This is a genomic window from Fictibacillus barbaricus (genome assembly GCF_014635025.1).
Classification (GTDB): Bacteria; Bacillota; Bacilli; order Bacillales; family Fictibacillaceae; genus Fictibacillus; species Fictibacillus barbaricus.
Window position 1 is genome coordinate 163425 of the sequence record NZ_BMCE01000003.1, and the last position, 25572, is coordinate 188996.

At 39.5% G+C, this 25572-nt stretch carries 33 protein-coding genes; 21 read left to right on the forward strand and 12 right to left on the reverse strand.

From position 1 onward, the window contains the following. Positions 1-156: 156 nt before the first annotated feature. From IEV52_RS18965 to pdxK, 4 genes are all read right to left on the reverse strand, one after another. Positions 157-432: a spore morphogenesis/germination protein YwcE gene (locus tag IEV52_RS18965; RefSeq protein ID WP_188404143.1), complete on the reverse strand. Its 276-nt coding sequence runs from the start codon at positions 430-432 to the stop codon at positions 157-159. A gap of 201 nt (positions 433-633) precedes the next feature. Then, complete coding sequence (gene bshB2 / locus IEV52_RS18970; protein WP_188404144.1) at positions 634-1278, reverse strand: bacillithiol biosynthesis deacetylase BshB2; 645 nt, start codon at positions 1276-1278, stop codon at positions 634-636. Between the two features lie 14 nt (positions 1279-1292). Further along, the gene (locus IEV52_RS18975; RefSeq protein ID WP_188404145.1) at positions 1293-1643 is read right to left on the reverse strand and encodes a YojF family protein; all 351 of its coding nucleotides are present in this window, start codon (positions 1641-1643) and stop codon (positions 1293-1295) included. 122 nt (positions 1644-1765) lie between these two features. Beyond that, a complete protein-coding gene (gene pdxK, locus IEV52_RS18980; RefSeq protein WP_188404146.1) occupies positions 1766-2578 on the reverse strand; it encodes a pyridoxine/pyridoxal/pyridoxamine kinase in 813 nt (270 codons plus the stop codon). Positions 2579-2888: 310 nt separating this feature from the next. Between pdxK and treP the strand changes: the two genes are divergently transcribed. The 6 genes from treP (at position 2889) to IEV52_RS19010 (ending at position 10102) form a co-directional block, all read left to right on the forward strand. Beyond that, positions 2889-4292 (forward strand): PTS system trehalose-specific EIIBC component, encoded by a 1404-nt coding sequence (treP, locus tag IEV52_RS18985; RefSeq protein ID WP_188404147.1) that lies wholly within the window; start codon positions 2889-2891, stop codon positions 4290-4292. Between the two features lie 83 nt (positions 4293-4375). Then, complete coding sequence (treC, locus tag IEV52_RS18990) at positions 4376-6064, forward strand: alpha,alpha-phosphotrehalase (RefSeq protein ID WP_188404148.1); 1689 nt, start codon at positions 4376-4378, stop codon at positions 6062-6064. 26 nt (positions 6065-6090) lie between these two features. Beyond that, positions 6091-6807, forward strand: a complete 717-nt coding sequence (treR, locus tag IEV52_RS18995) for a trehalose operon repressor (protein WP_188404149.1) — start codon at positions 6091-6093, stop codon at positions 6805-6807. A 355-nt stretch (positions 6808-7162) separates the two neighbouring features. Beyond that, positions 7163-8566 (forward strand): Na+/H+ antiporter NhaC, encoded by a 1404-nt coding sequence (gene nhaC, locus IEV52_RS19000; RefSeq protein ID WP_188404150.1) that lies wholly within the window; start codon positions 7163-7165, stop codon positions 8564-8566. Between the two features lie 37 nt (positions 8567-8603). Further along, positions 8604-9206, forward strand: a complete 603-nt coding sequence (locus IEV52_RS19005) for a helix-turn-helix domain-containing protein (protein ID WP_188404151.1) — start codon at positions 8604-8606, stop codon at positions 9204-9206. A gap of 110 nt (positions 9207-9316) precedes the next feature. Then, entirely contained in the window at positions 9317-10102 is a 786-nt protein-coding gene (locus tag IEV52_RS19010; RefSeq protein WP_188404152.1) for a phosphatidylserine decarboxylase, read from the forward strand. A gap of 50 nt (positions 10103-10152) precedes the next feature. Here IEV52_RS19010 and IEV52_RS19015 read toward each other — a convergent pair whose 3' ends face one another. From IEV52_RS19015 to IEV52_RS19025, 3 genes are read right to left on the reverse strand one after another with little or no spacing between them, the layout of a single operon-like run. After that, positions 10153-12030: a PTS fructose transporter subunit IIABC gene (locus IEV52_RS19015; RefSeq protein WP_188404153.1), complete on the reverse strand. Its 1878-nt coding sequence runs from the start codon at positions 12028-12030 to the stop codon at positions 10153-10155. A gap of 20 nt (positions 12031-12050) precedes the next feature. Further along, positions 12051-12968, reverse strand: coding sequence for a 1-phosphofructokinase (gene pfkB / locus IEV52_RS19020; protein ID WP_188404154.1), 918 nt, complete (start codon positions 12966-12968; stop codon positions 12051-12053). Beyond that, complete coding sequence (locus IEV52_RS19025) at positions 12965-13717, reverse strand: DeoR/GlpR family DNA-binding transcription regulator (protein WP_188404155.1); 753 nt, start codon at positions 13715-13717, stop codon at positions 12965-12967. Before IEV52_RS19025 ends, pfkB begins: the two co-directional genes overlap by 4 nt. A 138-nt stretch (positions 13718-13855) precedes the next feature. Here IEV52_RS19025 and IEV52_RS19030 point away from each other — a divergent pair, with 138 nt between their 5' ends. Then, on the forward strand, positions 13856-14716 hold the full coding sequence (locus IEV52_RS19030) for an AAC(3) family N-acetyltransferase (RefSeq protein WP_308464584.1): 861 nt from the start codon (positions 13856-13858) through the stop codon (positions 14714-14716). Positions 14717-14772: 56 nt separating this feature from the next. Further along, positions 14773-15135, forward strand: a complete 363-nt coding sequence (locus IEV52_RS19035) for a YggT family protein (protein ID WP_188404156.1) — start codon at positions 14773-14775, stop codon at positions 15133-15135. Positions 15136-15212: 77 nt separating this feature from the next. Here IEV52_RS19035 and IEV52_RS19040 read toward each other — a convergent pair whose 3' ends face one another. Then, on the reverse strand, positions 15213-15554 hold the full coding sequence (locus IEV52_RS19040; RefSeq protein ID WP_188404157.1) for a DsrE family protein: 342 nt from the start codon (positions 15552-15554) through the stop codon (positions 15213-15215). A 117-nt stretch (positions 15555-15671) separates the two neighbouring features. Here IEV52_RS19040 and IEV52_RS19045 point away from each other — a divergent pair, with 117 nt between their 5' ends. Beyond that, the gene (locus IEV52_RS19045; protein WP_188404158.1) at positions 15672-16415 is read left to right on the forward strand and encodes an AIM24 family protein; all 744 of its coding nucleotides are present in this window, start codon (positions 15672-15674) and stop codon (positions 16413-16415) included. 37 nt (positions 16416-16452) lie between these two features. On the opposite strand, the gene IEV52_RS19050 is transcribed toward IEV52_RS19045, so the two are convergent. Continuing rightward, positions 16453-17052: an Hsp20/alpha crystallin family protein gene (locus tag IEV52_RS19050; RefSeq protein WP_188404159.1), complete on the reverse strand. Its 600-nt coding sequence runs from the start codon at positions 17050-17052 to the stop codon at positions 16453-16455. Between the two features lie 11 nt (positions 17053-17063). After that, a complete protein-coding gene (locus tag IEV52_RS19055; protein WP_188404160.1) occupies positions 17064-17282 on the reverse strand; it encodes a spore germination protein in 219 nt (72 codons plus the stop codon). A 154-nt stretch (positions 17283-17436) separates the two neighbouring features. On the opposite strand from IEV52_RS19055, the gene IEV52_RS19060 reads away from it, so the two are divergent. The 9 genes from IEV52_RS19060 (at position 17437) to IEV52_RS19100 (ending at position 22967) form a co-directional block, all read left to right on the forward strand. Next, entirely contained in the window at positions 17437-17658 is a 222-nt protein-coding gene (locus IEV52_RS19060) for a spore germination protein (RefSeq protein ID WP_188404161.1), read from the forward strand. Positions 17659-17713: 55 nt separating this feature from the next. Next, positions 17714-18340 carry a spore germination protein GerPC gene (gene gerPC, locus IEV52_RS19065; RefSeq protein ID WP_188404162.1) on the forward strand — a complete coding sequence of 209 codons (627 nt, stop codon included), beginning with the start codon at positions 17714-17716 and terminating at the stop codon, positions 18338-18340. Further along, the gene (locus IEV52_RS19070) at positions 18315-18485 is read left to right on the forward strand and encodes a spore gernimation protein GerPD (RefSeq protein ID WP_188404163.1); all 171 of its coding nucleotides are present in this window, start codon (positions 18315-18317) and stop codon (positions 18483-18485) included. Before gerPC ends, IEV52_RS19070 begins: the two co-directional genes overlap by 26 nt. Before the next feature lie 9 nt (positions 18486-18494). Next, positions 18495-18890 (forward strand): spore germination protein GerPE, encoded by a 396-nt coding sequence (locus IEV52_RS19075; protein ID WP_188404164.1) that lies wholly within the window; start codon positions 18495-18497, stop codon positions 18888-18890. Beyond that, positions 18887-19087: a spore germination protein GerPB gene (locus tag IEV52_RS19080; RefSeq protein WP_188404165.1), complete on the forward strand. Its 201-nt coding sequence runs from the start codon at positions 18887-18889 to the stop codon at positions 19085-19087. The genes IEV52_RS19075 and IEV52_RS19080 overlap by 4 nt, the downstream gene beginning before the upstream one ends. 12 nt (positions 19088-19099) lie before the next feature. Beyond that, on the forward strand, positions 19100-19540 hold the full coding sequence (locus IEV52_RS19085; protein WP_188404166.1) for an Hsp20/alpha crystallin family protein: 441 nt from the start codon (positions 19100-19102) through the stop codon (positions 19538-19540). Positions 19541-19813: 273 nt separating this feature from the next. Then, positions 19814-21454 (forward strand): ribosomal protection-like ABC-F family protein, encoded by a 1641-nt coding sequence (gene abc-f, locus IEV52_RS19090; RefSeq protein ID WP_188404167.1) that lies wholly within the window; start codon positions 19814-19816, stop codon positions 21452-21454. An 88-nt stretch (positions 21455-21542) separates the two neighbouring features. After that, on the forward strand, positions 21543-21956 hold the full coding sequence (locus IEV52_RS19095) for a CBS domain-containing protein (RefSeq protein WP_188404168.1): 414 nt from the start codon (positions 21543-21545) through the stop codon (positions 21954-21956). A 192-nt stretch (positions 21957-22148) separates the two neighbouring features. Next, on the forward strand, positions 22149-22967 hold the full coding sequence (locus tag IEV52_RS19100; protein ID WP_188404169.1) for a YsnF/AvaK domain-containing protein: 819 nt from the start codon (positions 22149-22151) through the stop codon (positions 22965-22967). Positions 22968-23029: 62 nt separating this feature from the next. Here the strand turns inward: IEV52_RS19100 and IEV52_RS19105 are convergent, their stop codons facing one another. Then, positions 23030-23224, reverse strand: coding sequence for a hypothetical protein (locus tag IEV52_RS19105; protein ID WP_188404259.1), 195 nt, complete (start codon positions 23222-23224; stop codon positions 23030-23032). A 144-nt stretch (positions 23225-23368) separates the two neighbouring features. Between IEV52_RS19105 and IEV52_RS19110 the strand changes: the two genes are divergently transcribed. The 3 genes from IEV52_RS19110 (at position 23369) to IEV52_RS19120 (ending at position 24779) form a co-directional block, all read left to right on the forward strand. Continuing rightward, a complete protein-coding gene (locus tag IEV52_RS19110) occupies positions 23369-23812 on the forward strand; it encodes a DUF6376 family protein (RefSeq protein ID WP_188404170.1) in 444 nt (147 codons plus the stop codon). Between the two features lie 104 nt (positions 23813-23916). Then, entirely contained in the window at positions 23917-24069 is a 153-nt protein-coding gene (locus tag IEV52_RS19115; protein WP_188404171.1) for a hypothetical protein, read from the forward strand. A 62-nt stretch (positions 24070-24131) separates the two neighbouring features. Then, a complete protein-coding gene (locus tag IEV52_RS19120) occupies positions 24132-24779 on the forward strand; it encodes a hypothetical protein (RefSeq protein ID WP_188404172.1) in 648 nt (215 codons plus the stop codon). A gap of 37 nt (positions 24780-24816) precedes the next feature. Here IEV52_RS19120 and IEV52_RS19125 read toward each other — a convergent pair whose 3' ends face one another. Continuing rightward, on the reverse strand, positions 24817-25548 hold the full coding sequence (locus tag IEV52_RS19125; protein ID WP_188404173.1) for a Bax inhibitor-1/YccA family protein: 732 nt from the start codon (positions 25546-25548) through the stop codon (positions 24817-24819). Positions 25549-25572 lie beyond the last annotated feature (24 nt).

The window sequence follows — 25572 nt, forward strand, 5'->3', positions numbered from 1 at the left end:
CGACCTCCTTTTTATAAGATTGATTTCGACTCAAAAAGCCCCTTTACCTGCTACATTATCACAAAAGAAAACAGCCCCCTAAATGGGACTGCTCTAAAAAAATATTCCATAAAATGCAAAAACCCCTCTGTTTAAAGAGGGGATCACTATTTTAATTTAGTATTTCGCTTTTTCCATTTTGCGTTTCGCCAGATATGGACGTCCCCATACGATGTATGCTGCGTAATGAGCAAATACGACGTTAGCAATAAAAACTGTGATGAAGAAACTGTGGACGAATAAGCTTAAGCTGTCATTTGCCAAAAATAACACTACGTAAGTCCATAACAGGGCGATGAACGGCGTTTGCCATAAGGCTAACTTACGACTATCATTCCACAAAAATAACGGCGTGGCAGTTGCGACAAATAAGTAAACCATAAAAACATCCATTACGAATCAACCCCTTGAAGTATTGGTACGCTTACAATTTTGACGATTTATCGTCTAAAATGTGAACGATTTGTTACAATTAGTATACCACAATAGGAGAAAAATGCCACATGGATTTGTACATTTTTTGAAAATTCTTGTTTTTGAGATAAAAAAAGAATCCGTTACCCCCTTAAAGGCAACGAATTCTGAAAGTTTATTTTATAATGGATAACGCCAAAATCTTTCGTTCTTCACCCATTCCATCATGCCTGCTTCTTTTTCTACACGATCAACGAGCCACTGGGTTTGTGACTTATGGGCTTTAATACAGTTCATCTTATCCTCGAAAACATCAGATACATCTGTCACTATATGCGGAGCCCCGAGATCTTCCTCTGAATTCTTTGCAAAAGCCACACATAAAAGCTCAGGTCGTTCCATTTCAGCCATGCCTTTTACCGCGCGGACTACAGCCCTTGCTGTGGCTTCATGATCAGGGTGTACACTGTATCCCGGATAAAAGGTGATGAGTCTTGCTGGCTTCACTTCTTCAATAACCGCCAAAAATTGGTCAGCCAAAAACTTCTCATCTTCAAACTCTACTGTCTTATCACGTAGTCCGAATTGACGTAAATCCTTAATACCAACTGCAGCACAAGCATTCTCCAACTCTTTTTGACGGATAAGAGGAAGTGATTCACGTGTAGCAAAAGGCGGGTTTCCCATGTTTCTGCCCATCTGGCCAAGAGTTAGGCAGATATAAGTGACAGGGGCCCCTTTTTTGGTATGTTGAGCAATCGTCCCCGAAACCCCGAAAGCTTCATCATCTGGGTGAGGGAAGATAACTAATAAATGATCATTCATGAAGGTAACCTCCTTTATACATCAAATGGGGAAGAACTGAGTTGAAGGGCTACTGCTAAGCGGCCTTCTTGATCATGACCGGCCATCAGCAATCTTCCTTGTGAGTCAATTTCCCAATGTGTTAAACCCTCTGCATAAATCCATCCTAATTCAATTTTTAAGCCGACACGGTAAGGACCACTGCCCATAATTTTTCCTGACAGAGGAGTAACCTTTCCATTTCGGATATAAGCATTTACGGTAAGAACACTGTCATTATTGTGATTAGCATAGGCGCCATTTGTCGTTTCTAGATGTAAATAAAGTTCCTTTCCAATCAGCTGATCCAACGCTGTTTGGACATCAGTGGGTTGTATAGGCTGCATACCCTTCACTCTCCTGTGCAGAATAGATGTACTTATTATAATTCAAAACCAGAAATTACGTGTATGATATGCTTGTTGCTAGAAAAAAGAAGACCGATCAATAAGATCAGTCTCTCCAAAGGTTATTTATTTAATTTTTCACGGTAAGCACCATGCCAAGTTGGTCCTACATACTGGTTTAATTCAAAACCTCCGGCAATAGCCTCCGTAATGAAATCTTTTGCTGTTAAAATTGCTTCGCGAACAGGTTTTCCTTTTGCAAGTTCAGCAGTTATGGCTGCTGAGAACGTACATCCTGCACCGTGTGTCCACGTCGTTTCAATTCTCTCAGACTCCAACACTTCAAACTCATTTCCATCATATAAAACATCTACAGCACTTTCATGTTCCAGTTTGCCGCCGCCTTTAACGATAACGTATTCTGCTCCGTTCGATTGGATCTTATGAGCAGCTTCCATCATTTGTTCAACCGTGGTAATAGGAGCCATACCAGCCAGTTGTGCAGCTTCGAAAAGGTTCGGTGTAACAACTGTCGCTTTTGGAACTAGTACGTTTTGTAGAGTACTGGCCAGCTCTGGGTGAAGAGGCTCCGCACCTTTACATACCATAACTGGGTCAACAACAACATTTTGAAGGTTATGCTTTTCGATGAATTCAGCAGTTGCTTGAATGACTTCAACAGAAGCCAGCATTCCAGTTTTCAGTGCGTCTACTCCAATACCAGAAACGACTGTTTCTAATTGTGCCTTGAATAAATCTAGCGGCAGCAAGAAAACTTCATGAAACCATTCACGGTGAGGGTCTTGGGCAACTACAACATTAAGAGCAGTCATCCCATAAACGCCAAGCTCTTGAAATGTTTTTAAATCAGCCTGAATACCTGCTCCACCGCTTGTATCAGAACCTGCAATCGTAAGTGCTTTTTTAGGTGACATTCTGCAAAACTCCTTTATTCTCTGTTTCTCTAACTGTAACAAATTATAGCAAAAGATAATTAGAAAAGGAAAAGTTGCAGGTATCAGGCAAACGGTAAATAACACCAATAAAAACATAACAATTGACTAATTTGTATATACAGGTTAAATTATCTTTGTGATATGTATATACAAGTCGAGCGATTTATGAAAACGCTTAGACACATTAAGAGTAAAGAACTAGTTTTCAATCCATCATAGATAAGGGTATAGAGCTACAAGGTCTTTTTTTATCGTGTTGAATGGAAACGGTTTCTAGGAGGAAAAGACAATGAGCAAAATCCGTGAATCAGCTGAACAAATCGTCGAAGCCCTCGGCGGTAAAGAGAATATATCAGCAGCAACTCACTGTGTCACTCGACTTCGTCTTGCACTTAAGGATGAAGGTAAAGTGGATGAGAAAGCATTGGAGAGTATTGATCTTGTTAAAGGGTCATTCTCAGCAAACGGCCAATATCAAGTAGTAATCGGACAAGGGACAGTTGATAAAGTGTACAACGAGTTTATCGATATTACCGGAACAGGCCGAGCTTCTAAAGAAGATATTAAGGATGAAGCAAGCAAGAAGCTTAATCCGCTTCAACGAGCGATCAAAGCTCTTGCAGATATCTTTATTCCGATTCTTCCAGCAATCGTAACGGCAGGTTTATTGATGGGGATCAATAACATTCTGACTGGCCCTGGCATCTTTTATGACGAAAAATCCTTTATTGATGTTCACAAAAACTGGGCGGATCTCGCTGGAATCATTAACTTAATCGCGAACACGGCGTTTGTTTTCCTGCCAGGTCTTATCGGTTGGTCAGCGGTTAAGAAGTTTGGAGGAAGTCCATTACTCGGTATCGTTCTTGGGTTAATGCTTGTCCATCCGGATCTATTAAATGCATGGGACTATGGTAAAACGAAGGACATTCCAACATGGAACCTTTTTGGTCTGCCGATTGAAAAAGTAGGTTACCAGGGCCAAGTACTTCCAGTTCTAATCGCTTCCTATGTACTGGCTAAAATAGAACTATTCTTAAAAAAACGTATTCCAGATTCATTGCAGCTTTTATTGGTAGCACCAATCACTCTTCTTATTACAGGATTTTTAGCTTTTATCGTTATCGGACCGATCACGTTCTCAATCGGTAACGGGATTACTGATTTCTTTGTATCCATCTTTGATAACTTTGCTTGGCTAGGCGGTCTAATCTACGGTGGTTTCTACTCACTGCTTGTAGTAACAGGAATGCACCATACATTCTTAGCAGTCGATCTGCAGCTTATTTCAAATACAGGCGGCACATTCTTATGGCCTATGCTTGCATTGTCTAATATCGCTCAAGGTTCTGCAGCACTTGCCATGTTTATGGCTTCACGTGATGAAAAGCTTAAAGGTCTTGCTGGGACATCAGCAATTTCCGCGTATCTAGGAATTACTGAACCAGCGATGTTCGGGGTTAACTTACGATTCAGATATCCATTCATCTTCGCAATGATTGGGTCTGCAATTGCTGGTATCGTCATTACGATTGCAGGAGTTCGTGCATCATCAATCGGTGTAGGAGGTATTCCTGGTTTCCTTTCTATCCTGCCAGGCAGCTGGGGATCGTTCTTTATCGGTATGGGGATCGCACTTGTCGTACCATTTGTATTGACGTACTTCTATGCAAAAGTAAAAAAAGCGAAGTAAGACAATTAAACAGAAACAACCGGGAGGGCAAAACTTTTTCCGGTTGTTTTCATGACTACTACATTTTTTATGGCGGTGAAAATATGAATAAGGAACCATGGTGGAAGCGATCAGTCGTCTACCAGATCTATCCGAAAAGCTTTAACGATACTACTGGGAACGGAACAGGGGATATCCAGGGGATCATTGATAAATTGGATTATCTAAAAAACTTAGGAGTAGATGTGTTATGGCTTACTCCGATCTATGACTCCCCACAGCGGGACAACGGTTATGATATTCGTGATTATTACAAGATCTTTGAAGATTACGGAACGATGGAAGACTTTGACCGATTATTGGCAGAAGCGCACAAAAGAAACCTGAAAATCATTATGGACATTGTGGTAAACCATACAAGTACTGAACACGAATGGTTTGTACAATCTCGTTCTTCAAAAGACAATCCATACCGGGATTTTTATATTTGGAAAGATCCTGTTGAAGGTGGCGCGCCTACGAACTGGGTATCGAAGTTCGGCGGTTCTGCTTGGAAGCTCGATAAGGAGTCAGGGCAATACTATCTCCATCTCTTTGACGTTACACAAGCGGATCTGAACTGGGAGAATGAAGAAGTTCGTCAAAAAGTCTACGAGATGATGAACTATTGGTTTGAAAAAGGGGTAGATGGCTTCCGTCTGGATGTGATCAATCTCATTTCAAAGGATCAGGAGTTCTTGAATGATGATGGATCTCTTGCACCTGGTGATGGCCGTAAATTCTATACAGATGGGCCGAGAGTTCATGAATATATGCAAGAGATGAATAAAAAGGTTTTCTCAAAATATGACGTTCTAACAGTCGGAGAAATGTCCTCAACAACAATTGATAACTGTATAAAATATACGAATCCTGAGCGTAACGAATTGAGTATGACATTCAACTTTCATCATCTAAAAGTGGATTATCCGAACGGCGAAAAATGGAGTGTCGCAGATTTTGATTTCTTAAAGCTAAAAGATATTTTATCTACCTGGCAAATAGAGATGCATAAAGGCGGTGGCTGGAATGCACTGTTCTGGTGCAATCATGATCAGCCAAGAATCGTGTCCCGATATGGTAACGATGGTCAATATCGTGTGGAATCAGCCAAAATGCTGGCAACAACCATTCACTTGATGCAAGGAACGCCTTACATCTATCAAGGGGAAGAGTTCGGGATGACAAATCCGAAGTTTGAGTCGATCGACCAATACCGAGACGTTGAATCGTTAAACATGTTCAATCTTTTAAAAGAACAAGGACTCAGCGAAATCGAGATTTTAGAAATTTTAAAACATAAGTCACGTGATAATTCCCGCACACCTGTCCAATGGAATGATAGGAATAATGCAGGGTTCACTATAGGTGAACCATGGATTCCTGTTGCTTCTAACTATAAAGAGATTAATGCTGAAGCTGCTGTACAAGATCGTAATTCTATTTTCTATCATTACCAAAAGCTAAATCAGCTTAGAAAAGAACTGGCTATTATCACATACGGTGATTATGAGCTGATTTTAAAGGATCATCCTGAAATCTTTGCCTATACCCGCAATGGAGAAAACGGTGAAAAGCTTCTTGTAGTAAACAATTTTTATGGAAGAGAAACAGATTTTGTGCTTCCGGAAGGTATAGATGTTTCTGGTCTTAAAGCGGATGTGTTGATCAGTAATTACGATTCTAATCCAGAAAGTCTTTCTTCTTTTACGTTAAGACCGTATGAATCTGTCGTTTTTCACTTGAGAAAATAATGCTACAATGTTCATGGTGAATAATGATGCGAAAAAATAAATTTCAAGAAATCTATCAGGAACTATCTTCTCAAATACAGGAAGGCATTCTGCGTGCTAATACGCAGCTCCCTTCTGAACATGAGCTCGCTGACCGATACGACACCTCAAGGGAGACGGTCAGAAAGGCACTCAATCTCTTATCACAGAACGGTTTCATACAAAAGATTCGAGGCAAGGGCTCGATCGTACTAGAAACCAACAAATTTAGTTTTCCTGTTTCGGGTCTAGTGAGCTTTCAGGAGCTTTCCAAGTCCATGGGAAAAAGCAGTAGGACAACCGTTCATGATTTTGGACTGATCGAACCAGACCCATTTTTACAGCAGCAGCTTCAAGCTGACTCCGATGAGCTGGTATGGAAAGTTCTTCGCTCGAGGCAGATTGATGGAGAAAACATCATACTCGACAAGGATTATTTCCTTAAGAAATACGTACCTAAGCTGTCAAAAGAAATTGCGGAGAAATCGATATACGCATATTTAGAAAATGAGCTGAGGCTGAAAATCAGTTTTGCGAAAAAAGAGATTGTGGTTGTAGATTGTACAGATGAAGATAAACGTTTATTAGACTTAGGTAATTTTCAACATATAGTTGTGGTGAAAAACTATGTGTATTTAGATGATGCGAGTCTTTTTCAATACACAGAGTCACGCCATAGATTAGACAAGTTCCGTTTTGTAGATTTTGCGAGACGTGGAAGATAATGAATTGAGGAGTGAGGTTCAAGTAACCTCACTCTTTTTTTATATGCTGCTAGGATTGCCGTTAATTGTCGAGATTTGCAGATTCGTGGATATCTACCTAATTTTCCTGGATAAAAGGTAAAATTTCGTGGATTTATCCTAAAATCTCGTGGATAAAAACGCAAAACTTCTGGATTTCTTAAAATTGTCTTTAATTTGTTATGTGTCTCTTCATAATTTTACCATTGCTGGTATGTTGACAGCTTCTGTAAAGTCCGTTATGATGAAAAACAGTTGCCAACACGCTTCAACGCGTAAAAGCGTTTAAGCAAATAAGTAAACTGTATGGCAGAAATACGAACGGAGAGAATACATCATGAAAAAACAAATGACATTGCCCTTGGCACTCGTTTTATTCGCAGTCATATTTGCTGTTATGTTCACGAGTCTTGTTTTTATAAAAGTAGAGCCTCATATTCCATTGATGGCTTGTTTAGTTTTGATTGGAACTATAGGTGCAGCATACGGTGCATCGTGGAAAACAATTGAGAAAGGCATGCTCAATGGAGTAATTGCTGGTTTACAGCCTATTATGATCCTTTTAACAGTGGGTCTTGTAATGGCGAGCTGGATGTTAAGCGGAACAGTTCCTACTCTGTTATTTTACGGAATGGATATCATTCAGCCTGAGTGGTTTGCAGTTAGTGCACTCGTTATTACTATTATTGTGTCATCTTTTACTGGAAGTTCATTTACAACAATCGGTACAGTAGGGGTTGCTTTAATGGGGATCGGCCACGTTTTAGAGGTAAATCCCGCGTTGGCAGCAGGTGCGATTATTTCTGGTGCCTGCTTCGGTGATAAGATGTCACCACTATCTGATTCAACAAATTTTGCACCAGGTGTTGTTGGTGTAAATATGTTTGATCACATCCGTCATATGATGTGGTCAACGGGTCCGGCAATCCTTTTGACAGCGGCAGCATTTTTTATATTAGGCGGAGGTAATGCAGGAGCGGCCAACTTTAAAGAAATTCAAGAAATACAATCTGTACTTTCAAGTGAGTTTCCAATCCATGTTTTGACCCTTGTATCACCGGTAGTTGTTCTTATTCTGGCATACCGAAAATTGCCAATTATTCCGATCCTATTAACAGGTGTAGTTGTTTCAACTGCCATTTCCTTTTTCTTAGTACCTGATCTGTCGATGCAAAAAGTGATCAATGTATTACAAAACGGTTTACAGATGAATACAGGAAATGAAGCAGTAGACAACATCGTGAACCAAGGCGGATTATTAGCTATGATGTGGTCGATCTCACTTGTTCTTATTGCTCTAGGTTTAGGAGGAGTGATTCAAGCGCTCGGATTGTTTGATCTATTGTTTGCTGCTGTTAAAAACTCTACACAAAAAGCTGGGAAGCTGATTGCTACAACATTAGCGTCATCTATTGGGATCAACCTGCTCGCTGGTGAAATGTACTTGTCCATTCTATTGCCGGCTCAAGCGTTAAAAGATGTATATGTAAAATCAGGAGTACCTTTAAAGAACTTGTCACGAACGATAGAGGATGGGGGGACTCTCTTTAATCCGCTCGTACCTTGGAGTGTCAGCGGGGCATTCTTCGCTTCAACACTAGGTATATCTGTAATTGAATACATCCCATATGCTATATTTCTATGGTTATCACCAATGTTCACATTGCTGCTGGCTTACACCGGATGGAGCATTGGGCAAAAGAAAAGTGATAAACAAGATAAAGAACATGCAGCTGCATAAGAATGAAAAGCGCTCTTTAAATAGGGCGCTTTTTTAGTTGACTAACAAAGCAATTATTATTATCATTATCGATAACAATAACAAAAGGATGATCTTTATGAAGCAGAGCAAAGCGGATTTGATTTTACATCCTGTTCGAATACGAATTATACAGCATCTTTCAAAAGGTTCTGCAACCGTCTATGAACTAAAAGAGTGGATCACAGATGTTCCCCAAGCCACACTCTATCGACATTTAAATACACTCCATAAAAATCAAATTATTTATGTAACAGATGAACGGAAAGTTCGTGGTGCTGTTGAACGGACCTATGCACTTGAAAAAAATACAGCTTATATTACAGCTGAAGAAGCAGCTAAACTGTCAAAAGAAGAGCATATGAAGATGTTTATGACTTTCCTATCTCATATTACGGGGGAAGTGGAAGCTTACCTAGATGGAGACCCCAATTTGAGTACAGACCTCTTTGGCTATAATCAGCTGGACCTTTATCTCAATGAAGAGGAGTGGGAAGATTTAAGCCGTGGAATGCAGACACTCATAAGTAAATATATTCCGAATAGGCCTTCTAAGCAAAATAAAAAGGTGACACTTGTGCAAATGCTAGTACCAGAACCAAAAGAGAAAGAGAAAAGCTGATATATACCAAAGAATGATTTATACTTTTTATATAGAAAAAAATTTTTACGTCATTATGAAACCTTTATCAATAATGATAATATTCAAACGAAAAGAAGGTGAACTTTTAAATGAAAATGACTCGTTTTTATAGAAATATTTTTGAATTGAATGGCCATCCGATTGTGGCACGTTCTTTAAAAAGATTCGCACAATCAAAGGTCAGCAAACCTTTAGTTCCTTCGTTCGTTAAATTGTATAAGATAGATATCAATGAGGCGACGCGCCAACTTACAGACTATAGTTCACTTCATGATGTTTTCGTTCGTGACTTGAAACCGGGAGCACGTCCGATTACAACAGCACCGAATGCGTTTGTTAGTCCTTGTGATGGTGTTTTATCAGTTGTTGAAGAATTAACCCAGGAAAGTCGGTTTACAGTGAAGGGGCAGGAGTATACGGTTGCTGAACTGCTTGGATCGGATTCAGAAGCAGAGCAATTTTCTGGTGGACAAGTTCTAATTTTCTACTTAAGTCCTACTGATTATCATCGTGTTCATGTTCCGGTAGACGCGAGTGTAGAATCAGTATATACACTTGGGCGTGAAGCGGCGCCGGTAAATGAACTAGGTTTACGACATGGACTTCGGCCGCTTACTCGCAATTATCGACTTGTTTCGAAGCTCAAAGCTGAGGGACATCCTCTTGCACATGTTATGGTAGGAGCGTTGAATGTCAATACGATTGAACGGACGAATACAAATCCTGTTGTACACCGAGGAGATCCTTATGGATATTTTTCATTTGGTTCAACCGTAGTATTGTGTGTTCCAAAAGGTGCTCTAGAATTCACAGGAAAGACAGGTCCGGTTAAAATGGGTGAACAACTTGGCCGCTGGGTACCAAAGGAATTGTAATCGAAAATGTGTACAAGAAAAGAACCCGCTTAACAGCGGGTTCTTTTCTATTATGCTTGAACTTCTTTTTTTAATAGACCGGCAATCAGCGCTGTAACAACAGATCCGATCATGATGGCCAGCACATAAAGCAATGGGTTTCCGTTTACAATTGGAATAACGAATGCTCCTCCATGAGGCGCAGGAAGTCCGATGCCAAAGACCATGGAAAGTGCCCCGGCAACTGCTGATCCCGCAATCGCAGCAGGAATAACCCTACCTGGATCTGCAGCTGCAAAAGGAATTGCACCTTCAGTTATGAATGAAGCTCCCATGATATAGTTCGTCTTACCTGCTTCTCGTTCTGCTTTTGTATATTTCTTTTTAAAAAACGTAGTGGATAAAGCCAACCCGAGCGGTGGAACCATTCCGCCAGCCATGATCGCAGCATGCGGAGCGAAATTTCCAGCATCGATCATCGCGATACCAAACGTAAAAGCTGCTTTATTAATAGGTCCACCCATATCAATAGCCATCATTCCACCTAAGATCAAACCAAGCAATACGAGGTTGCCTGTCCCCATACCTTTTAACCAAATCGTTAGAGCATCGTTTAACGCTTTTACAGGCTCTATCACAACAAACATCATGATGAGACCGGTCAAAAGGATTCCGAATAGAGGATATAACAGTACCGGTTTAATACCTTCCAATGAACTAGGCAGGTTACTAAAGAGTTTCTTTAAGCTTACTACCAGATAACCAGCTAGGAAACCAGCAATCAATCCACCTAGGAATCCAGCACCGCCTGTAGCGGCCATAAACCCTCCGACCATACCTGGAGCAAAACCAGGTCTATCAGCAATACTCATCGCAATAAATCCTGCTAAAACAGGGATCATGAGAGCGAAAGCATTCCCCCCGCCTATTTTACTGAGAGCTTCAGCAATCGGATGATAAGTAGGATCATTAGGATCAGCGGCATTTATACCGAATATAAACGAAATAGCAATTAAGATACCGCCTCCTACAACAAAAGGAAGCATATTGGATACACCGCTCATTAAGTGCTTGTAAAAACCGCTTCTTCCACTTTTATTTCCCTTGTTATCTCCGCCGGATTGCGAGGTTCCGCTGCCTTTGTACACCGGTGCATCTTGATCTAACGCTTGTTGAATAAGTTCTTGAGGTTTTCTGATCGCTTGGGCAACAGGAACGATAATCACATGTTTGCCGTTGAAACGTTCCATTTCAACCTGCTTATCCGCTGCTACAATGATCGCATCTGCTTCTTCAATATCTTTAGGGGTAAGCCCATTTTTAATTCCGCTCGATCCATTTGTCTCTACTTTAAGTGAAACATCCATTTCTTTTGCTTTTGCTTTTAAGGCATCTGCCGCCATATACGTATGTGCAATCCCAGTCGGACAAGCTGTAACAGCTAAGATTTTCTGTTTGGAAGCTGCAACGATAGGGTCTTCGTCTTTTTCCATCTCTTTTTCTTTACTATCAATAGCTTGTAAGATTTCCTCTACAGTGGCAGCCGATTCAAGCTTTCCTCTAAACTTAGCATCCATTAAAAAACTTGACAGCCTGGAGAGAGTTGCTAAGTGATCATTGTTGGCGCCTTCATAAGCAGCGATCATAAAGAACAAATGCGCATTCTGGCCATCTAGTGATTCATAATCGATGCCTTCTGCTGAACGCCCAAAAGCGATAGCAGGCTCTCTGACTGCACTTGTTTTTGCATGCGGGATCGCAATCCCTTCTCCAATACCTGTCGTGCTCTGACTTTCCCTTGCTAGTATCGCTTTTTTATATTCTTCTTTATCCTTTAGTTTGCCAGCAGCATGCAGTTTCTCGATGAGTTCGTCAATAACTCCTTCTTTGGACTGGGCATTTAAAGATAGTAGAATTGTATCTTTTGTTAATAAATCTGTGATTTTCATATTAACTCCTCCCCCGAAGTTTAACGTGTTGTCTTCTCTATAGTAATTTGGTTTCGTAAGGCCTCAATCTCTTGCTTTGTACAAAGATCTTCTGAAAAAGCAGTAGCACTTCCTGAAGCAACACCATATTGGAACGCAGATTGAAAGTCGCCATCTTGAATGATCTGGGAAAGGAATCCTGCAACAACTGAATCTCCTGCACCTACAGAGTTCTTAACAGTTCCTACCGGTACATTGGCAAAAAGAACGTGGTCTTTATTTAGGAAGATGGCTCCTTGCCCCGCCATTGACACGATCACATTCTGAACGCCTTCTTCAAGTAACTTTTTGCCGTAATAAATGGCAGCTTCTTTACTTTCAATCCTTACTTGAAACAGATCACCAAGCTCATGATGATTCGGTTTGATCAAGAATGGCTGAAATGGAAATGTTTTAATCAAAGCTTCTCCTGTTGTATCGATAACCGCTTTAATCCCTTTTTGATTACATTTTTCTGTGATTTTTGCGTAAAAATCTTCAGACATGGATGGTGGAATACTTCCTGCTAATACAAGAAAATCACCTTCGCTCATAGCATCAATCTGGTCAAGCAGTTCTTTTTGCTGTTCATCAGATATTGAAGGTCCCTGTCCATTGATCTCGGTTTCTTTATTAGATTTAAGTTTTACATTTATTCGTGTAGCTTCTGAAACCGTTATAAAATCGTGCAGAATCTCATCTGCTGTTAAAAAATCTTTAATGAATGCACCTGTAAAACCGCCAATGTAGCCAATTGCAGTACTTTCGATCCCTAATCTTTTAAGTACTCTTGAAACGTTAATTCCTTTTCCGCCTGGATACATCTGTGTGCTATCTGATCGGTTTAAATGGCCTTCTTTAAAGTTTCTCACTCTCGTTACATAATCAATAGATGGATTTAGTGTGCAAGTATATATCATGGTGTCACGACCCTTATGTCTGTTTTATCTTGAAAATCATAAGCAGCATCTTCGTCAATTTCATTAGTAATAATGATCGCTTCGTTTAGTTCAGCAACCTTTGAAAAGGAGGCTTCATTAAATTTTGTATGATCTGCAAGTACGAATGTTTTTTGTGAAAGTGAGATGGCCAATTGCTTTACAGCAGCCTCTTCTGGATCTGGAGTCGTAAACCCTGCATCCAGGTGTATTCCATTTATTCCAAGAAAGACCTTATCAAACCTATAGGTCCGTAAGCTGTTTAAAGCACCGCTTCCAACAAGTGCTTTTGTTTTTGGTTTTACGAGTCCACCTATCAAATAGGTCTTGATTTCATACTCGGTCAGCAAATCAAGGTGGGAGATCGCATTTGTTACTACTGTAATGTCCTTATCTTTTAAATAAGGAATCATCTTCAGTGTTGTTGTGCCTGCATCAATGTAAATACAATCACCTTCAACAACCAAGTCTCCGGCAAACTGTGCGATTCTTTCTTTTTCTGGTGAATTTTTTGCTGATTTCTCGATTACACTCAGTTCTTCACTTTTCTGGTGAAGCAGAGATGCACCTCCATGAACGCGCTTTAATTTCTTTTCCTTTTGAAGCTGGCTTAAATCTCTTCGTATGGTTGATTCAGAAGATGATGTGGCTTCAACTAATTCCTGTATCGTTACGACTTGTTTTTCGCCTAATTGTTCAATGATCTTACGATGTCTTTCAGGTGTTAACATCCTTACACCTCCAGTTGTTCTGATTCATTGAAATCATTGTAACGTAAGCCCTTACATTTTTCAATCAAAAACAATCATAAATAATCAAAAACAATCAAAAAAGGCCATCCAAATGTATCCAATGTATTGTTATAATGGATGGGCGTAAAAATATGGAAAGTAGTGTGGAAGATGACGGAAATCGAACAAAACACAGATTATCCAAAAACAAGAGGATCACTGGCTGAGGATTTTCGGAACTTGGGCTTAAAAAAAGGTATGACAGTTATCGTACACTCAAGCTTAAAATCCTTGGGTTGGGTGGTTGGCGGTCCTGTTGCAGTTGTGCAAGCATTGATGGACGTTCTGAGTGAAGAAGGTACGTTAGTCATGCCAACCCATACAGCTCATTATTCAGATCCTGCAGGGTGGATGAACCCCCCGGTCCCTGAAGAGTGGTGGCCGGTAATTCGTGAGGATATGCCTGCTTTTGACCCTGCGATTACACCAACGTATTATATGGGAGCGATTGTTGAGGCATTTCGGACATTTCCTGGTGTTATCAGAAGCAATCACCCGACAGAATCTTTTTCAGCTTGGGGAAAAAATAAAGAAACGATCATAAACGATCATGCTCTGGATTTTGGTTTGGGTGAATCATCCCCTATTGGAAACATATACAGTCTGGGTGGTTATGTGCTTTTGTTAGGTGTTGGCTATGATTCTAATACATCGATGCATCTTGCTGAGCATCGTGTCCCAAATCCTAAAACAGAAGAAAATGCTGGACCTCTTCTCGTAGAGGGGAAGAGGATCTGGTATACATTCACACAGATTTCTTACCGAGAAGAACTCTTTGAAGAAATCGGTAAAGCATATGAAGAAGCAAATTTCCCTGTATCAAAAGGAATGGTAGGACAGGCGCACGGCAGGCTGATTCCACAAAAGGAATTAGTTGATTTCACATTGAAGTGGCTTATTCAATATGATGAGGCAAGCAAAACGTTTAAGAAGGCTTAATAATAAAGAAATAGGGGTATGTTTATAAGCAAATCCAATGAAATGAGGGACTTGCTATGAGACGTTCCGTACCGGCAACAATTATTTCATTTATTGTTGGCATCATTCAGCTCATCTTAATTTTACGTTTTCTTTTTCAACTGTTTAATGCAAATGAAGGAGCCGCATTTACACAGCTTATATACGGACTGAGTCAGCCGTTGCTTTTACCGTTTGCAGCGATTTTCCCAAATGTTGAGCTCGCAAACGGATTCGTGATCGAACTATCCACGATCGTTGCGATCATTGTTTATGGAGTGGTCGGCATGCTGCTTAAGCGACTCTTTTCAGTCAGGAAAGAACCTGCTCATCGCGAAACAGTGATCAGAGAAGAACCAACAGCACATGAGAAGAGAATCGTTAGAGAAGAAAGAAGATAGAAAAGAAAAAGCGGTACCGTAAAAGGTGTCCGCTTTTTTTTTCGTGACCAGTGTCCTTATCTGATGGACATTATGTACTATGCGATCGTGATGACTTCATATTTGGCAGAAAGCTCTACAAAGTGTGCCATACCGGAAATTTCACCAGCAGCAAGTTCGTTCTCCACGTTGTAGTGGTCTACGCAAGTTTTACAGCCGAACACCTTTACACCTTTTTCTTCGATTTCCTTCAGGTGCAGTGAACATAGTGATTGGTCTGTTAGGCAATAGACACCACGGTTCATAAAGAAGATAGCGGCAGGAAGGTCAGTTTGCTGCTTCAATACAGTAAAGTACGTTTCCATGACGTTCTCGCCAAGAGCAGGGTCGTTACCCGTTCCAAAAGAGTCTGTTGTTACTAAGATTATTTTATTTTGCATTCAACATCACACCTCTCTTCTCATTTTATCAAACCAATTTTTCTTTATGGGAATTATACCATGCTTTGTTTATGTGAAGTGACACTTTGGTATGCTAGTAGCAGGAGGGTGATAGTTGTGAACGATTCTCTTTTTACAGTGATTGAAAAAGAAGAAGGGCGGAGAGCCACATTTGAAGTCCTTGAATACAAGCAGTTACCCGTTACAAGTGCTGGTTCAAGTTCTTCTTATTATGCAAAAGAAACGGGCATTAAGTTAAAACAAGTCCGAATTACTTTGCGCCAAGGAGCTGTTCAGGCAGAAGCGGGAGCTCTTCAATTTATGAAGGGTGACTTAGAGCTGAAGAGCAATGCCGGTGGTGTAGGCGGATTTATGAAAAAGATGGCGTCTAATATTCTAACAGATGAATCGTTATTTAAGCCTCTATATGAAGGGACGGGAGAAATTTATCTTGAGCCTTCTTATGGACACTATCTTTTATTGAATTTAAATGATGAGGAAGTGGTCGCTGATCGAGGAATGTTTTATGCAGCTGAGCCCAGTGTTCAGCTTGGTGTAGCAAGACAAAAGCTCACCGCTTCCATAAAAGGGGAAGAAGGGCTTTTTCAGACAAAATTTAAAGGTTCAGGTTTTTGTGTGCTTCAAAGTCCTGTTCCCACAGAACAAATCATGAAAGTACAGCTTAATAATGAAAAACTCCAAGTAGATGGTACGTTTACGCTCTTAAGAAAAGGAGATATCGACTTCTCAGTCAAGCGTTCTTCATCATCTCTTATTGGGTCAGCTACGAGCGGAGAAGGCTACCTGCATGTATTTGAAGGAACAGGAGAAGTCTGGCTGGCGCCAACATTAGGCCGATAAAAAAGGCTCCTCTCTTTTGAAGAGGGGCCCTCATTTCTTAAGTCTCAAAGCCAGAACCATTATTATTCGGGTTTCCGGTGTTGTTTATATTGTTGTTTTTGATGTTCGATTTGTTTCTACGATTAGTACTATTGTTATTGCTGCCAGCAGAATTTGTGCCGTTGCCGCTGTTTTGGTTCTCGTTCGTGACTTCGATCGGAACGGTTGGATTCATCATCCCAGCGCCATTTTTATTAACGATTATCATTAAGATCCCATTCGTATACTGAGCTTTTATATCTTCATTCCGAAACATACAAGGCAGCTGAACAAAGCGTTCTGTCCGTTTTGTTGTCTTCCTCTCCTGAAAATGTCCCGTTCGTTTGTTTTTCATTGAACGAAATTCTTCTCTTTGAGCCTTGATCTGAAGTCCTTGGTTAAGCACCTCGATATGAATATCTTCAGGCTGATACTCTTTTAAGTTTGCGTAGATCCTGTAATCCTGAGGTGTTTCTTCTATATCCACCTCAAAAGACAGCTGATCTGCGTATTGCTCAAATTGGGTAAGCCCTTTATTGACAAATTTCTCAAAGGATTTTAGCCAGTCATCCATAGAACGGTTATTAAAGAAAGGCATCAAAGGACCTTTATCAAACATCCGTATTCCCCCTACGCATTGCCGGCATTATTAGAATCAAAAACATCAGGATCCAGCGTGTTTGTAGCACTGACAACATTTATCGTCTGTATAAAGTTCCCTGTATTTCCCCCGCCAGATCCGCTGTATCCTTTACTTGTGGTTTTAGGATTGATTACTAATGTATCGCCGAAATTTACAACCCCTTCTGCAGCATTGATATTAATGGGTGCAACAATTAAACAGGGCACTTCAACACCCCCCTCATTTTTATTTACGAGTGTGACGTCGTCCTTTGAATTAAGTTATGTAGGTAGTAGCCTAAAGGTGAATATAAAGGGATTGGAACAGAAAGATGGGCGGATGCATACCATAAAGAAGTACTGAAAGTGGGGATGAACGTATATGCCAGCTATAGTGGGATCTATATCAGTAAACTCCATATCGAGCGGCGGCATTTTTCATATAGGAGACGTCCAGACGATCTGCCCAGTGAGTTATGCCAAGACATATGCAGGTGCAGGTTCATTTAATGTCGGTGATCATCTTCGTGTTCATAATGGCTATAATGTGACGTATACACAAGACCCAGATGTAAATGACAGCAACAATGCTACAAATTTTTAAGCGACATGCAAATTCCTTAGGAAGAAGGCATACATCTTACTAAGGAGCTGATAGTATGCACGAGGAACATAACTATTATTTGAGCAAGCTTCAACAGATGATACAAGATCAGAATGACAAGATCAGAGAAATAGAAGATCAAATTAAGAAACTGAAAAAACAAGTGAAAGAACTTTCTTCCAAACCCCAGAATATAGAATATAAGTTTGACCAGTTAAAAGTAGAGAGGCTCGAAGGCACCCTCCATATTGGTCTTGGGCATTCAGCTGAAAGCAAAGATCTGATTGAGCAATTTAATATTGGCCAGAACACTGTCCAAATGCCCGGCAAAATGCAGAGGAGTACGATTGAGAACCCAAATTACGGCGAGATGATAAAAGCGATGGATGATTTTTTTGTAAAAGAAGCTCCTGTATATCTACAATCTCTTGAAAACAAGATTAATGTTCCGTTAGATGAAAACTATCGAATCTTCATATTAGAGGATGTACAGCGTCAAGTTCCAGGAAGAATCAAGCATTATCTGACAAAATATGAACCAAAGGATGAGAAAGGAAGAAAAGATATTATTCAGAAGACGAAAGAAGACATCTATCGCGGGATCGAAACATTTATCGTTCATTTAAAAGATTCAAAGTCTAACGGAGGTGACGAGAGTGAAATTTTGCGTAACCAACCATGAGTTGTTCGTAGGCGAAATTCATATTATCGGTGTTAGTTTATCCTCGGTTGTTTTAATTGGGGATTCAGATTGTATCAGTCTTGGTTCAGCATTCGATACACCGCCTGAATCACTTGTTATAGGAACAACACTCGTTCCACTTTAGAGGTGAGCTATGTACAGAACATCTGTCGTTGATTGTGTGATCGTGAATTCAGTTGTCGATACTGGTGTGTTACAGACAGGAGATTCTGAAAAGATTAACAGCTATTCTGCTGCTCTTGCCATTCATAGGGAGAATACAAAATTCGGGACTTTTGATGTTCCTCTTAGTAAATATAAGGTTTTTTCACAGTCTGTTCTGGTTCCCGTATGTCCGTCAATTAAGACCAAGCAAACCTATAATGCGAATCCGTATATACGAGTGGGCAAAATCAATATTCTTGGGATATCCAGTTCAGCGCTTCTTCATATCGGATCGGTCAACGATATGACGCTTCAATCCCGAGTTAAACATATTCGACACTTCTTTACCCATCCTTATCCAGAAAGCGAGGAGGAAGGAGTATGAATCTTTTTGTCAGTCAGACGATCGTTATTCAACAATTAAGAGTTGACGGCATTACAAATTCTTCTGTGCTCCAAGTAGGGAGTGCAGGTGTTATTCAACCAGTCTCACAATTATTTAACACAGGCGGTTATACAGGTCCTGCTCCTCAAATTCCGGATTCAGATATTCCTTCCGTTCCTTTAGGGCCGCCTTCATAAGAGGTGATTGAAATGGACACATGGAAACAGATGATGGACTGGAAGAGGATGGCCGAAGATTATTTTGGAGATCAATTCTTTACCCCTAATCAAGGACAACGTGCTGAGGCTAGAAATGAGAGTCCGCTTTGCAATATTTACGAAACTCCTCAGGAGATCTGCTGTGTATTGGCACTTCCAGGTTTAAATCGTACAGATGATGTAGAAGTAATGGTTGATCCATACAAACTGACTATACAAGGAAAGTTATCTTTAACACTTGATTCCTATCGTTTAAATTCAGAAGAATTTCAACTCGGAGAATTTCAGCGTGAGGTCACACTGCCTGTAAGAGTACTACTGGATCCTGTTCAAGCTTTTTATCGAAAGGGTTTATTATTTATTCGCTTATTAAAAGATACTCGGCCAGGAGCAAACCAGAGAAAAGTGAATCTGAACTGGGTGCAGGAATAGTGGAAAAAGGCTTGACTCGAAAAGTGAATTTCATTTACAATTTAGACAAATAACGGAAGGAACAGGTGCTTGCGTCCAATGAGCAATTAATCTTATTTTTAGCCATTTACTTGAATAAAAAAAGTAGAACGCTAGATAGGATTTCTCTGCCCATTTTTAGGACTTAACACAGGCCTGTTTTTTTGTTGCAAAAAAACGAGTAACAGACGTTTTTTTCGTGATGATATTTTTTTGGCTTGGGCAGACCTCTCTAGTAAATTGGGAGGTTTTTTTATGCTTTTATTAGAAGCGATCGGATTAGAAAAGTCGTATAAAGGAAATTTAATTTTAAAACAAACAGAGCCGTTCCAGCTTTTTTCTCAGGACCGTATTGGTCTAGTAGGATTGAATGGAACAGGTAAGTCTACCTTTTTAAAGCTGCTGACAAAAACAGAAGAAGCAGATGCAGGGCTTGTTCATCATTACGGTACATTTGGGATTGTGAGCCAGTTTGAAGAGGGTGAAAAAGCCTTAACCTCAAGAAGTGAAGGCATTTGGAATGTTAGTGGGAAAAGCTATGAAACCATGAGCGGCGGGGAAAAAACACGCACGCAGATTGCTGCAGCACTTGAACGTAACCCTGATTTCCTAATACTGGATGAACCGACTTCACACTTGGATGTCGAAGGCATGGACCAGTTGGCAAAAACACTTAAACATCATAAAGGTGCTGTTCTGCTCGTATCCCATGACAGGGTATTCCTTGATATGGTATGTACCAAAATAATCGAACTGAATCAGCAAACATTCACGTCTTATACAGGGAATTATTCTGAATATCTCGTTCAGAAGGCTCATAATGAGGCTCGCCAACAATCTGAATATGAACAGTATGTGAAGGAAAAATCAAGACTCGAGAATGCTGCAAAAGAGAAAGCGTCAAAAGCAAAGAGCATGAAAGACAAACCGGCACGCATGTCCAATAGTGAAGCGAAGTTAGGAAAAGGCAAGCTTCAGTGGGCAAAAAGGTCTTTAGAGAAAAGCTCAAAAGTTATTGAAAAGAGAATCGAGATGCTGGATAAAAAAGAAAAACCACAGGAGCACCAAAAAGTTGAATTTGATATTCAGCGCTTCTCTGCCATTCATGGCAAACAAGCACTATCTGTAAAGGACCTTTCTCTCAGGTTCGGCAATCGACTGCTCTTTAACCATCTTTCGTTTTCCATAAAACCGGGGATGAAGGTGGTTTTAACAGGAAAAAACGGTACAGGAAAATCAACGTTACTTGAAGAGATCTATAGAGGCAATGATGCGATTGAACTGTCTAAACAGCTTAAAATCGGGTATTTTCATCAGCATTTGGACATCTTAAATCCGGCTAAAAGCATCTTAGAGAATGTCATGGAAAATAGCTTATACGATGAAACATGGGTAAGAACAATTTTGGCAAGAATGCTTTTTAAACGGGAAGAGGTTTATAAGAAAGTAGAAGTCCTAAGCGGAGGAGAGAAAATGAAAACCGCTCTAGCGAAACTATTTTTAAATGATTATAATTTTTTATTGCTGGATGAACCGACAAACTATCTGGACCTTTTTACTAGAGAAGCTTTAGAAGAAGTCTTAGTGGCATATCCGGGTACTTTTATTCTGGCTACTCATGATAGAAGATTAATGGAGAAAACGGCTACACACATATTAGAGCTGCAGTCTCCAAAAGCAAAATGGTTTGAAGGGAGATACGAGGAATATAAGAATAAAGAAAATACTGGTGCTAAAAAAACATCAGAAAATGATGCCTCTTTGCTAAAACTAGAACTCGAAATGACAAATTTGATCGGGCAGCTTTCTTTAGAGATGAAAGAAGAAGAGAAAACGATGCTTGATCAAAGATATCAAGAAGTATTAAAAGAAATCAGGAGATTGAAAACTTATTAAGGTGCTGTACTATATGCTTTAAAAGGTTTAGCTAGTTTCTTAAAAAGGAACAAAATTATCGTACTACTATAATTAGGAGGCGATAAAAATGGAATTAAGAGATATTATGACAGCAGATATTGTTGAAACATGTGAACCAGGGACAAAGATTAAGGAAGTTGCCAGATTGATGAAAAGTTTAGATGTTGGATCCATTCCGATTTCTGAGAATGGTGGACTAATAGGGATCGTATCTGATCGTGATATCGTTATTAGGTGCGTAGCTGATGGAGATATTGAAGGAACAGCAAGAGATGTGATGACTACAGATCCCGTAACTGGAACGCCAGATATGACGATAGATGACGCGAAAAAGCTAATGTCTGAGTATCAGATTCGCAGACTTCCTGTCTTAGATAATGAAAAGCTGGTAGGTATCGTTTCATTAGGTGATCTCGCCGTTAAACATGAGGACAACGATAAGGCAGGGGATGCTCTTACTGAGATTTCCAGACCATTATAATTTAGTTAAAAAACCATCCTTAGGGGTGGTTTTTTATGATTAAAACTTGATTCTTAGCGAGTTAATAAATCGACAAAACTATTTTGAACTGCACATTTAGGAGTTTATTATTTTTCTGTAAAAGGTACATTACAGCCATAACTAAATAAAAAAATATCTTGAAATAGTAAAAACGCGAAGGAGGCAATCGAAATGGGAAAAAATATTGTAGGCGTATATGATACAAAGGATGAAGTGATTGAAGCTGTAACACAATTAACAGGAAGAGGATATGACACAGAGGATATCTCAATCTATACGAATGGTGAAGCTACTGATTATCTGGAATTTAACAAAAGCGTAAATGGCTCTAGAGTAGGGGATAGGGAGGACGAATCTTTCTTTGATAAAATCAAAAATGCTTTTACGGATGAAGGATTGAGTTCGTATGCTACCACAGAGGAAAGACTGAAAGGAATCGGTGTTCCAGATAATGTTGCTGTAGATCATGCATCAGACTTGGATAAAGGGAAAATCGCCATCATTGTTGATGATGATGGATCGAATAATAAATTCAATGATTCTAGGGAGACATATGACAATGGTAAAGCATTTAGCGAGGATGAAGAAAGACAGATTAAACTTCGAGAAGAACAGCTAGATGTTCATAAGAATACTGTACAAAGCGGTGAGTTAGAAATTTCAAAAAAGGTGGAGTCACACCAAGAATCAGTGAATGTACCTGTTAAAAAGGAAGAGGTCTACATTGAACATAAATCGGTTGATAATGATGACGATATAGATGGAAGACCGATTGAAGATGGTGAAAATATCCGTATTCCTATTCGGGAAGAAAAGTTGGAAGTAAATAAAAAACCAGTTGTAACGGATGAAATCGTTATTGGGAAAAGAACAGTGGAAGAAACAGAACGAGTAACTGATACCGTAAAAAAAGAAGACTTGCTGGTTGATGGTGAGGATGTTGACAACTATTCACGCGATAGTGAAAGAAGGTTTAAAAAGGACAAATAAAATATTAGTAAAAGATGCCTCAAGCTTTATAGAGGCATCTTTTTTGTGGGTTCAATAATTTATTAATCGTTTCTTTTGACATTTTCCCCCGCGATAGAAGGCGGTTCTTCTTGGTCAGTAATTCCTGTATCATAACTGATCTGACGTAAATCTTCTTCGTCTGCGACGGTACCTCCAGCCATTCCTTCATTAATCATACGGTCGATGTCTAAGTACAGATCTCTCTTACCTTCATATTCTTTGTCTTTCTTCGTCATAACAATCAGCCTCTCTTTTGTAGATATGTTAATAGGTTGTCCTATTCTGAAACTTTTTTTGCGTTTAATCCGTATAGAAAATCAAGGTGATACACGAAATAATTAAAGCTGATGATAATATTCTCAAAGAAAAGAGGAGATTTCATGAAAAAAACGTTGTTGGCAGTTCTACTAACGTTTAGTGTTCTATCAGGCTGTTCAGCGGTAGAAGATGTAACGAATGGTATAAACTATGTACCTGAAGCAACTGAATATATAAATGATGTACAACAATTCTCAAAGGATATTCCAGCATTGGCTGAAAATGCACTATCTGATCAGAACGCCCGCGCTGAACTTGAAAAAGCACTTCAAGACATGAATGCAGATATAAAAGATTTTAACGAACTCGTTCCGCCATCTGTATTTGAAGATGTTCACAATCAAGTGATGGAGCACAATCAGTCGCTGCAAGAAGGTATTGATAAATATTTAGGTGCGGTCAAAAACGGAGAAATTACTTCAGATCTTCTGGAGCAAAGTGGTTTGCTGGATGAGATTGCAGTATATAGCGATCTATTAAACGAAATTAAGAAGCTTGGAGAGTAACTCTTTCAACTCAAAATAAATCTGCTCTTTTGAAGAATTCATGTTATATACCGCAGCTTTTAGGGAATATGACAATGAGATAATTGGTAAGGGTGGGTAATAGAATGAATGACTATCATCTGAAGATTGAAGATTATTTACAGTTATTAAAAAAGAGATACAAAAAAGGCAGACTTCAAGCTAAACAATATCGCAAAAGAATTGAGCTCATTCATCTATGGCACGTTAGAGGAGTCGTTAAAGTGCCAAAAGAATAATTAAAAAATGACAAGTCTTTGACGATAAATGTATAAACACGACTAGTCTTGGCAGGTGCAGCATGATCCCATTGAATACAACATTCGAAAAAGCTGAGCATACAAAATATGATTATTTCTTTCATATCGCGTTTGCTGTTCTTTTCTGTTTATATAGCTTCTTAATCCTTTTTTCCAGCAAACTGCTGGGTTTTTTGTTTTTTATCTATGGATTGGTGTTATTAGGATTTACCGTATGGAAGGAAATAAGAACAAGTTTTTCTATCCCGTGGGTACTGTTGGGTTTAACTGGTTTGTTTTTTAGCAGGCTCTATTGGATGGATGCTTTTCAAGTTTTACCCGTTTTCTTTTTTGCGATTTTCCAGTGTGTATTTTTCATCGGATTTGGAATTGGAATCGCATTGCTGTACAGCTTAACTATTAAATCAGCACCGCTTTCGAGCCGTATAACAAAGCACGCAGTGCATGGTTTTTACTTTTTAACTGGGATGATTTTGTTTCCGTATACATGGATATTTAGTTATGGAGCTGTGATGCAAGGCAATTATGAAAATCTGGTCTGGGCGCTCCTCATCCTTATCTTATGGGGTTTATTATACTATGTTCAGCTGAGTACCCATTCCAATAAAATTATGAGTGGTGCGCTCTACGCTATTAATATTGGTGTAATGTGCTGGACTGTTTTGAGATGGATATCGATATTAACATAAGAGTAAGAAAAGAGAAGCCTATGCGGCTTCTCATTTTTTAACGGCTTCGTAATTTAGACAGAAGATGTAGAATTTCAAAATAGAGCCAGATCAGTGTAACCATTAAACCGAATGCACCGTACCATTCCATATACTTAGGTGCTCCTCGATCGGCTCCGTATTCAATAAAGTCAAAATCTAAAACCAAATTTAATGCAGCGATTACAACAATAAATAAGCTGATTCCTATCCCGATCGGTCCAGTACTATGAAGATAAGGAATGCTGATTCCAAAAAAACCTAGGATAAAACTAGTCAGATAAACAAGCATGATTCCCATTGTTGCGGAAAAAACGATCAAACGGAAATTGTGAGTTACTTTTATGATTCTGAACATGTATGCAAGAAGCAGAGCAAACAGTGTGCCAAACGTTAATGCAACAGCTTGCAATGTGATTCCATTAAATTGAGATTCAAAGTTTGCAGAGATTCCTCCTATTGCAAGACCTTCCAATGCAGCATAAACAGGAGCAAGCAAAGGGGCAGTTTTAGGAACAAATGCCACAATAAGAGCTGTTACAAGTCCGCCGATTGAACCGATTACAATGTACTGCGCGACTGGATTTCCTGATTGATATTGATACCACGTAAATATGGCAGATGCCATTAGAACAAGCAATAAAATGAAAGTCTTATATACTGTCCCCGATAACGTCATTCTTTTACTGAAAGACGCTCCCCTAAATTTATCAAAAGTCGTTCCTTTTAAAGCAGGATTTGCACTTCTCATGTGAATACCTCCTTAGCTTTCTAT

What these genes read in the sequence shown, in the direction of transcription:
- IEV52_RS19095 (WP_188404168.1), top strand. Translation starts at nt 21,543, where the DNA reads ATGGAATTAAGAGATATTATGACAGCAGATATTGTTGAAACATGTGAA.
- IEV52_RS19035 (WP_188404156.1), top strand. Translation starts at nt 14,773, where the DNA reads ATGAGACGTTCCGTACCGGCAACAATTATTTCATTTATTGTTGGCATC.
- IEV52_RS19105 (WP_188404259.1), bottom strand. Translation starts at nt 23,224, where the DNA reads ATGACGAAGAAAGACAAAGAATATGAAGGTAAGAGAGATCTGTACTTA.
- treR (WP_188404149.1), top strand. Translation starts at nt 6,091, where the DNA reads ATGCGAAAAAATAAATTTCAAGAAATCTATCAGGAACTATCTTCTCAA.
- IEV52_RS19030 (WP_308464584.1), top strand. Translation starts at nt 13,856, where the DNA reads ATGGGCGTAAAAATATGGAAAGTAGTGTGGAAGATGACGGAAATCGAA.
- treC (WP_188404148.1), top strand. Translation starts at nt 4,376, where the DNA reads ATGAATAAGGAACCATGGTGGAAGCGATCAGTCGTCTACCAGATCTAT.
- IEV52_RS18965 (WP_188404143.1), bottom strand. Translation starts at nt 432, where the DNA reads ATGGATGTTTTTATGGTTTACTTATTTGTCGCAACTGCCACGCCGTTA.
- IEV52_RS19100 (WP_188404169.1), top strand. Translation starts at nt 22,149, where the DNA reads ATGGGAAAAAATATTGTAGGCGTATATGATACAAAGGATGAAGTGATT.
- gerPC (WP_188404162.1), top strand. Translation starts at nt 17,714, where the DNA reads ATGCACGAGGAACATAACTATTATTTGAGCAAGCTTCAACAGATGATA.
- IEV52_RS19120 (WP_188404172.1), top strand. Translation starts at nt 24,132, where the DNA reads ATGATCCCATTGAATACAACATTCGAAAAAGCTGAGCATACAAAATAT.
- IEV52_RS19125 (WP_188404173.1), bottom strand. Translation starts at nt 25,548, where the DNA reads ATGAGAAGTGCAAATCCTGCTTTAAAAGGAACGACTTTTGATAAATTT.
- bshB2 (WP_188404144.1), bottom strand. Translation starts at nt 1,278, where the DNA reads ATGAATGATCATTTATTAGTTATCTTCCCTCACCCAGATGATGAAGCT.
- IEV52_RS19080 (WP_188404165.1), top strand. Translation starts at nt 18,887, where the DNA reads ATGAATCTTTTTGTCAGTCAGACGATCGTTATTCAACAATTAAGAGTT.
- IEV52_RS19040 (WP_188404157.1), bottom strand. Translation starts at nt 15,554, where the DNA reads ATGCAAAATAAAATAATCTTAGTAACAACAGACTCTTTTGGAACGGGT.
- IEV52_RS19025 (WP_188404155.1), bottom strand. Translation starts at nt 13,717, where the DNA reads ATGTTAACACCTGAAAGACATCGTAAGATCATTGAACAATTAGGCGAA.
- IEV52_RS19110 (WP_188404170.1), top strand. Translation starts at nt 23,369, where the DNA reads ATGAAAAAAACGTTGTTGGCAGTTCTACTAACGTTTAGTGTTCTATCA.
- abc-f (WP_188404167.1), top strand. Translation starts at nt 19,814, where the DNA reads ATGCTTTTATTAGAAGCGATCGGATTAGAAAAGTCGTATAAAGGAAAT.
- IEV52_RS19085 (WP_188404166.1), top strand. Translation starts at nt 19,100, where the DNA reads ATGGACACATGGAAACAGATGATGGACTGGAAGAGGATGGCCGAAGAT.
- IEV52_RS19075 (WP_188404164.1), top strand. Translation starts at nt 18,495, where the DNA reads ATGTACAGAACATCTGTCGTTGATTGTGTGATCGTGAATTCAGTTGTC.
- treP (WP_188404147.1), top strand. Translation starts at nt 2,889, where the DNA reads ATGAGCAAAATCCGTGAATCAGCTGAACAAATCGTCGAAGCCCTCGGC.
- IEV52_RS19115 (WP_188404171.1), top strand. Translation starts at nt 23,917, where the DNA reads ATGAATGACTATCATCTGAAGATTGAAGATTATTTACAGTTATTAAAA.
- pdxK (WP_188404146.1), bottom strand. Translation starts at nt 2,578, where the DNA reads ATGTCACCTAAAAAAGCACTTACGATTGCAGGTTCTGATACAAGCGGT.
- IEV52_RS18975 (WP_188404145.1), bottom strand. Translation starts at nt 1,643, where the DNA reads ATGCAGCCTATACAACCCACTGATGTCCAAACAGCGTTGGATCAGCTG.
- IEV52_RS19050 (WP_188404159.1), bottom strand. Translation starts at nt 17,052, where the DNA reads ATGTTTGATAAAGGTCCTTTGATGCCTTTCTTTAATAACCGTTCTATG.
- IEV52_RS19015 (WP_188404153.1), bottom strand. Translation starts at nt 12,030, where the DNA reads ATGAAAATCACAGATTTATTAACAAAAGATACAATTCTACTATCTTTA.
- IEV52_RS19060 (WP_188404161.1), top strand. Translation starts at nt 17,437, where the DNA reads ATGCCAGCTATAGTGGGATCTATATCAGTAAACTCCATATCGAGCGGC.
- nhaC (WP_188404150.1), top strand. Translation starts at nt 7,163, where the DNA reads ATGAAAAAACAAATGACATTGCCCTTGGCACTCGTTTTATTCGCAGTC.
- IEV52_RS19010 (WP_188404152.1), top strand. Translation starts at nt 9,317, where the DNA reads ATGAAAATGACTCGTTTTTATAGAAATATTTTTGAATTGAATGGCCAT.
- pfkB (WP_188404154.1), bottom strand. Translation starts at nt 12,968, where the DNA reads ATGATATATACTTGCACACTAAATCCATCTATTGATTATGTAACGAGA.